Here is a 6,845-nt window from a genome sequence, read left to right on the forward strand (position 1 = left end):
AGGCCGCTCCTACAGGCCAGGCCCGCTAGATCAGCTCAAGAAAGGCCTGGCGCCACGCTGCCTTGGCCGGCAACGCCAGGAAATACGGGTTGAGCAAAGACTCGCGCGCCGGGTAACGGAACGGCAAACCGTCCAGCCCGATCACTTCACCCCCCGCCCCTTCCACCACACCCTGGGCCGCCGCCGTATCCCACTGCGAAGTCGGCGCCAGGCGTGGATAACAATCGGCGCTGCCCTCGGCCAACAGGCAGAACTTCAACGAGCTACCGATATTGGCCAGCTCCAGTTCACCCACTGCCGCACCCAGGCCCGCCAACAATGCTTCCTGTTCGGGGCTGGAGTGCCGGCGGCTGGCGACCACGGTAAACCGCTCACCCGCTGGCGGAGCGTTGCGCACCTGGATCGGCCGGGCCGCCTCACCCGCGTCTGCCCGCCAGGCCCCCAATACGCGGCCCCCAAAGTAGCAGCGGCCATTCGTGGGCATCGATACCACGCCGAACACCACCTCGCCTTTTTCGATCAAGGCGATATTGACTGTGAATTCCTCGCTGCCGGCAATGAATTCCTTGGTGCCATCCAGCGGGTCCACCAGCCACCAGCGGCTCCAGCCCTGGCGCTCGGCCAGCGCAATGTTGCAGTCCTCTTCGGACAACACCGGAATCTGCGGCGCCAGCGCCAGCAGGCCATCGGCAATCACCCGATGCGCTGCCAGGTCGGCGGCAGTCACCGGCGAATCATCGGCCTTGTTGGTCACTGCCACATCGGCACGCCAGTACGGCAGGATCGCCTCGCCCGCAGTCAACGCCAACTTGACCACTTCACGCATCAGTTGATTGTCGTTCATAGCGCCAGCAGCCCCCGCTGAATCATCAGGTCACGCGCCAGGTACAGCGCCGCCAGGGCGCGGCCTTCGGTGAACTGCGGGTGCATGGCCAAGGCCGACAGCTCGCGCAGGTTGACCTTGTCGACCCGCATCGGCTCCGGCTCATCGCCCTCCAGGCGCTCTTCGTACAGATCGGTGGCCAGCACAACCTGGATTTTCTGGCTCATGTAGCCCGGCGAAAGCGACAGCTCGGTCAGGTGCTCAAGCTGGCGCGCGCCAAGCCCGGCCTCTTCCTTGAGCTCGCGGTTGGCGGCTGCCAGCACATCTTCGCCGGGCTCGATCAGGCCCTTGGGCAGCGACAGCTCGTACTCGTCGGTACCACCGCAATACTCTTCCACCAGCACGGCGTGCTCGGCGTCGAGCATGGCCACGATCATCACCGCGCCATAGCCGTTACCCCGGCCTACCAGGCGCTCATAGGTGCGCTCGGCACCATTGCTGAAGCGCAATTGCACAGCCTCTACGCGGAACAGGCGGCTGCTGGCGACGATTTCGCGGCTGAGGACGGTGGGTTTCTGGCGCATGGGGCGGCTCCTTGGCGTGAACGGGTTACTATACCGTGGCTTGCCGACTGATCGAGAGTTTCCCATGCCTGTTCTTCCCTGGTCTGCCATCGATACCGTCCTGCTGGATATGGACGGCACCCTGCTCGACCTGCATTACGACAACCGCTTCTGGCTCGACCACCTGCCCCAGCGCTATGCAGAGCTGCATGGCGTGAGCCGGGCCATGGCGGAAATGGAGCTGCAGCCGCTGTTCGAGCGCAATGCCGGCACGCTGAACTGGTACTGCCTGGACTTCTGGAGCCGCGAACTGCACCTGCCGATCCGGGAGCTGAAGCGGGAAATTGCCGACCTGATCGCGTTGCGCCCGGATGCCGACACGTTCCTGGCGGCGATTCGAAATGCCGGCAAGCGCGTGGTGATGATCACCAATGCGCACCGTGATTCGCTGTCGCTGAAGCTCGAACGGGTGGAGCTGGCACCGTATTTCGAGCGGCTGATCAGCTCGCATGACTATGGTTACCCGAAGGAAAGCCCACAGTTCTGGGACGCCTTGCAGGCGGACATCGGTTTTGAGCCGGGGCGTAGCCTGTTCATCGATGACACTCTGGCGATACTGCGCAGCGCACGGCGCTTTGGTGTGGCGCACCTGCTGGCTGTACGCCAGCCCGATAGCCAGGCGCAGCCGCGCGATACTGAAGAGTTTGCTGCGGTCGAGGATTACCGGGAGTTATTGATTGGCCTGTAAGCGCCCTGGCACCGGCTACGCCGGTGTTCGCGGGCACGCCCGCTCCCACAGGTGACCACCGGCCTCACGCCTTGCAGCAACCTTGTGGGAGCCGGCTTGCCGGCGATAGGGCCAATAAAGCCTGCAAAAATCAGTCAGGAATACGCAGTACCTGCCCCGGATAGATCTTGTCCGGGTGCTTGAGCATCGGCTTGTTGGCCTCGAAGATCTTGTTGTACTGATTGGCATTGCCATACACCACCAGGGCAATCGCCGACAGCGTGTCACCCTTCTTGACCGTGACCAGGCGTGCGGCTGTCACGACCGGGCCGGTCACAGTGATCTGGTCATCGACGCTGGCCACACCCTCGATGTTGCCCGCCGCCAGCACAATCTTCTCCTTCTCTTCCTGGCTCGCGACTTCACCCTTGAGGATCACTTTGTCGCCCTCCACGGTCGCCGTGATGTTCGGGTTGCCGAGGCCGACATTCTCCACGTGTTTCTTCAACTGCTCTTCGGCTTTGGCATTGCCCGGGGTCAGCAGGTCGATCAACTTCTCGCCTGCTTCCTTCACGAAACTGATCAAGCTCATAGCACTCTCCTTGTTCACGAAACCTCGAACCCAGCAGTCTAGGCCAGCTTTGCTCATGCCGCCTGCCTGCGACCAATCGACGCGCTCTATCAAGGGATAGAGGCTAGCGATTAGACGCCACAGGCCCACGCGCCTAGGCTTGTGCTACACCAAGCCGCCGAATGAACAGCCTGCCCCGATGAACAGCAAACCTCCGGTCTGCACGGCCTCATCGCCCTTGTCCCTGCCGGCGCCCAGCAACACCTACGCATACGTCCAGCTCAGCGACGGTAAAGGTGACAGCACGCCGCTGGCCGAAGAGGTTGCGTTGGCCATCGTCTACAACGGCCTCAACCAGGCAGTGATGCTGGTCAGCCCGACCGACCTGGAAGACTTCGCCGTCGGTTTCAGCGTGGGCAGCGGCATCGTCGAAGGCACCACGGAAATCTACGACCTGAAGCTCTCGGGCAGTGGCTCGGCCCTGTATGCAGACGTGGAAATATCCAGCCGAGCCTTCTGGAACCTGAAAAACCAGCGCCGGCAGCTGGCCGGCACCAGCGGCTGCGGCCTGTGCGGGGTCGAGGCGCTGGAGCAGGCGTTGCCAGAACTGGCCGTGCTGCCCGGTGCGCCGCTGCCACCGGCAGCGTGGCTGGTGGGCCTGCGCGAGCGCATCGATGCATTTCAGCCGCTGGGCCAGCACTGCGGGGCGGTGCATGCCGCGCTGTTCATGGACCGCGACGGCGAACTGCTGCTGGGCCGTGAAGACATTGGCCGGCACAACGCCCTCGACAAGCTGATCGGCGCGCTGCTGCGCCAGGGCATCGACAGCCAGGGCGGCCTTGCGATCGTCACCAGCCGCTGCAGCCTGGAACTGATCCAGAAGGTGCTGCGCGCCGGCATCCAAACCTTGGTCAGCCTGTCCGCCCCCACCGGGCTTGCCCTGCAGTGGGCGCGCAAGCACAACCTCAACCTCATTCATCTACCCAAGCACAGCGCACCGCGGGTCTACAGCCCGGCGGCGGAGTCGTAACAGTCGTGACCTCGTACCAGCACCTACCGGACAATGCCCCAGCCTCAACCCCTCGCTACAAGCCCTACCACGGCCCTGCCGGTGGCTGGGGTGCGCTGCGCAGCGTGGCCAAGGCCTGGGTCGGCAGCGATAACGCGCTGAAGAACATTCGCGCCCTGCTCAAGACCAACCAGAACGGCGGTTTCGACTGCCCAGGCTGCGCCTGGGGCGATTCGCCAGAAAGCGGCATGGTCAAGTTCTGCGAGAACGGCGCCAAGGCCGTGAACTGGGAGGCCACCAAGCGCCGTGTAGATGCTGCCTTCTTCGCCCGTTACAGCGTCACCGCCCTGCTGCAGCAAAGCGACTACTGGCTGGAGTACCAGGGCCGCCTCACCGAGCCGATGGTCTACGACGCAACCAGCGACCGCTATCAGCCGATCAGCTGGGACGCCGCTTTTGCCCTGGTCGCCCGCGAGCTGAACAAGTTGGCCACACCTGACCAGGCCGAGTTCTATACCTCGGGGCGGGCCAGCAACGAAGCAGCCTACCTCTACCAGCTGTTCGTGCGCGCCTTCGGTACCAACAACTTTCCCGACTGCTCGAACATGTGCCACGAAGCCAGCGGCGTGGCGTTGGGGCAAAGCATCGGGGTGGGCAAAGGCACGGTCACGTTCGACGACTTCGAACATGCCGACGCGATTTTTGTCTGGGGCCAGAACCCCGGCACCAATCACCCGCGCATGCTCGACCCGCTGCGCGACGCGGTGAAACGTGGCGCTCAGGTAGTTTGCATCAACCCGCTCAAAGAGCGGGGCCTGGAGCGCTTCCAGCACCCGCAGAACCCGCTGGAAATGCTGACCAACAGCGACCGCCCAACCAACACGGCATTCTTCCGCCCGGCGTTGGGTGGCGACATGGCGCTGCTGCGTGGCATGGCCAAGTTCGCCCTGCAATGGGAGCGTGAAGCCCAGGCCAAGGGTGAACCGGCGGTGTTCGACCATGCCTTCATCGCCGAGCACGGCCATGGCGTGGACGATTACCTGGCCGTGGTAGATGCCACGCCATGGGACCACATCCAGGCGCAATCCGGCCTGCCCATGGCCGACATCGAGCTGGCCGCGCGCATGTACTGCCGCGCCGAGCGGGTCATCATGTGCTGGGCGATGGGTATCACCCAACACCGCCACTCGGTGCCGACCATTCAGGAAATCGTCAACCTGCAGATGCTGCGCGGCAATATCGGCGCACCAGGCGCAGGCCTGTGCCCGGTACGTGGCCACAGCAACGTGCAGGGCGACCGCACCATGGGCATCAACGAGCGCCCACCCATGGCGCTGCTCGAGGCCATGGAAAAGCGCTTCGGCTTCCCCGTGCCACGGCACAACGGCCACAACACGGTCGAAGCGATTCACGCCATGCTCGACGGCCGGGCCAAGGTGTTCATCGGCCTGGGCGGCAATTTCGCCCAGGCCACGCCGGACACCGAGCGCACGGCGCAGGCGCTGCGCAACTGCGAGCTGACCGTGCACATCAGCACCAAGCTCAACCGCAGCCACCTGGTTCATGGCAAGCAAGCGCTGATTTTGCCGTGCCTGGGCCGTACCGACATCGACCTGCAGGCCGACGGGCCACAAGCGGTAACGGTCGAAGACTCGTTCAGCATGGTGCACGCGTCCAACGGCCAGCTCAAACCGCTGTCTTCGCAGATGCGCTCGGAGCCGGCGGTCATTGCTGGCATCGCCGCCGCTACGCTGGGCAAGAAACCCGTGGACTGGCACTGGCTGGTCGCCGACTACGCGCGCATTCGCGACCTGATCGCCGACACCATCACAGGCTTCAGCGGCTTCAACCAACGCCTGCAACACCCAGGCGGCTTCTACCTGGGCAATAACGCCGCCAGCCGCACATGGAAGACCAACACCGGCCGCGCCAACTTCAAGGCCAACCTGCTGCCCGATACGCTGCTTGACGAGCGTGTGCGTGCCAGCGGCCAGTTACCGGACCTGATCATGCAGTCGATGCGCTCGCACGATCAGTACAACACCACCATCTACGGCCTGGACGACCGCTACCGTGGCGTGCGCGGCCAACGCGAGGTGCTGTTCGCCAACGAAGCCGACATCATCCGCCTGGGCTTCCAGCCGGGGCAGAAGGTCGACATCGTATCGTTGTGGGGGGATGAACACGTCCGCCGGGTGCAGGGCTTTACCCTGCTGGCGTTCGATATTCCGGCCGGGCAGGCGGCGGCGTATTACCCGGAGGTGAACCCGCTGGTGCCGCTGGAGAGCATTGGCGATGGCAGCCATACGCCAACCTCGAAGTTCATCGCCATCAAGCTGGAGCGGGCGCGGGACGACGGGCGTATTCTGTAATAAAGTTGCCGCGAAGAGGCCAGAAGCCCCAACGCCAAAAACCAAAAAGCCCTGTTCCGCAAGGTTCAGGGCTTTTGCCATAAAGACCTCAGACAGCCGAAAACGGTTTAAGTTTCACAACAAATACAGTCACTTACAGAATTGTGTACAACTCGTGTTACTCGTCGGATTTCCGTTGCCAGCCACCTCGCTTACCCTCAAATTCGCCTCGTCATCCTTATGAGGCTCTCTTGATGAAGAAGTACTCCTCGATTTTGTTGTTGTCTTTCAGCTTGCTCAGCGGCGTTGCCATGGCAGGCGGCACCACCGAGGCCGGCATTGGCGGCGCATTGGGTGGGGTACTGGGCTCCGTTGTCGGTAACTCCATCGGCGGTAGCACTGGCGGCGCCATTGGTGCCGGTCTGGGCGGTGCGGCCGGCGGTGCGCTGGGTGCCGACAAGCGCCAGCGCGGTGAAGCCGCTATTGGCGGTGCCCTGGGCGCGGCAGGCGGTAACGTGGTGGGTCGCTCGGTAGGCGGTACTACCGGGAGCTACATCGGCGCGGCTGCCGGCGGCGGTGCTGGTGGTGCGCTGGGTAACTACCTGGGCAACAAGGCCGACGCCGATGAGCGCCATGACGACCGTCGCTACCGCCGTGGCTACGACGACCGTCGCCACTACGACCGTGGCCATCACTACGGCCACCGCAAGCACAAGCGCCACTGGCGCGACTAAGGCCTGAGGGCCCTGCCCCGGCAACAAGAACCCCGCCCCTTCCGGCTAATGCCTGTCAGTTAAGCGT

At 63.8% G+C, this 6,845-nt stretch carries 7 protein-coding genes; 4 read left to right on the plus strand and 3 right to left on the minus strand.

The window, feature by feature from the left end; translation table 11 throughout:
• Window positions 1–25 precede the first annotated feature (25 nt).
• Window positions 26–844: a 3'(2'),5'-bisphosphate nucleotidase CysQ gene (gene cysQ, locus GYA94_RS22855; protein WP_161893152.1), complete on the minus strand. Its 819-nt coding sequence runs from the start codon at window positions 842–844 to the stop codon at window positions 26–28.
• Entirely contained in the window at window positions 841–1,407 is a 567-nt protein-coding gene (gene nudE, locus GYA94_RS22860; protein ID WP_029885608.1) for an ADP compounds hydrolase NudE, read from the minus strand. Before nudE ends, cysQ begins: the two co-directional genes overlap by 4 nt.
• A gap of 64 nt (window positions 1,408–1,471) precedes the next feature.
• Here nudE and yrfG point away from each other — a divergent pair, with 64 nt between their 5' ends.
• The gene (gene yrfG / locus GYA94_RS22865) at window positions 1,472–2,134 is read left to right on the plus strand and encodes a GMP/IMP nucleotidase (RefSeq protein ID WP_161893153.1); all 663 of its coding nucleotides are present in this window, start codon (window positions 1,472–1,474) and stop codon (window positions 2,132–2,134) included.
• Window positions 2,135–2,264: 130 nt separating this feature from the next.
• On the opposite strand, the gene lysM is transcribed toward yrfG, so the two are convergent.
• A complete protein-coding gene (gene lysM / locus GYA94_RS22870; RefSeq protein WP_054913526.1) occupies window positions 2,265–2,705 on the minus strand; it encodes a peptidoglycan-binding protein LysM in 441 nt (146 codons plus the stop codon).
• A 178-nt stretch (window positions 2,706–2,883) separates the two neighbouring features.
• Between lysM and fdhD the strand changes: the two genes are divergently transcribed.
• From fdhD to GYA94_RS22885, 3 genes are all read left to right on the plus strand, one after another.
• Entirely contained in the window at window positions 2,884–3,714 is an 831-nt protein-coding gene (fdhD, locus tag GYA94_RS22875; protein ID WP_161893154.1) for a formate dehydrogenase accessory sulfurtransferase FdhD, read from the plus strand.
• A 5-nt stretch (window positions 3,715–3,719) separates the two neighbouring features.
• A complete protein-coding gene (locus GYA94_RS22880) occupies window positions 3,720–6,065 on the plus strand; it encodes an FdhF/YdeP family oxidoreductase (RefSeq protein ID WP_161893155.1) in 2,346 nt (781 codons plus the stop codon).
• A 233-nt stretch (window positions 6,066–6,298) separates the two neighbouring features.
• Complete coding sequence (locus GYA94_RS22885) at window positions 6,299–6,778, plus strand: YMGG-like glycine zipper-containing protein (RefSeq protein WP_054890280.1); 480 nt, start codon at window positions 6,299–6,301, stop codon at window positions 6,776–6,778.
• Window positions 6,779–6,845: the final 67 nt, after the last annotated feature.

It is taken from the genome of Pseudomonas juntendi, from assembly GCF_009932375.1.
Classification (GTDB): domain Bacteria; phylum Pseudomonadota; class Gammaproteobacteria; order Pseudomonadales; family Pseudomonadaceae; genus Aquipseudomonas; species Aquipseudomonas juntendi.

Excerpts from the sequence above, each read along its gene's own strand:
- cysQ (WP_161893152.1), bottom strand. The coding sequence starts at position 844 with ATGAACGACAATCAACTGATGCGTGAAGTGGTCAAGTTGGCGTTGACT.
- nudE (WP_029885608.1), bottom strand. The coding sequence starts at position 1,407 with ATGCGCCAGAAACCCACCGTCCTCAGCCGCGAAATCGTCGCCAGCAGC.
- yrfG (WP_161893153.1), top strand. The coding sequence starts at position 1,472 with ATGCCTGTTCTTCCCTGGTCTGCCATCGATACCGTCCTGCTGGATATG.
- lysM (WP_054913526.1), bottom strand. The coding sequence starts at position 2,705 with ATGAGCTTGATCAGTTTCGTGAAGGAAGCAGGCGAGAAGTTGATCGAC.
- fdhD (WP_161893154.1), top strand. The coding sequence starts at position 2,884 with ATGAACAGCAAACCTCCGGTCTGCACGGCCTCATCGCCCTTGTCCCTG.
- GYA94_RS22885 (WP_054890280.1), top strand. The coding sequence starts at position 6,299 with ATGAAGAAGTACTCCTCGATTTTGTTGTTGTCTTTCAGCTTGCTCAGC.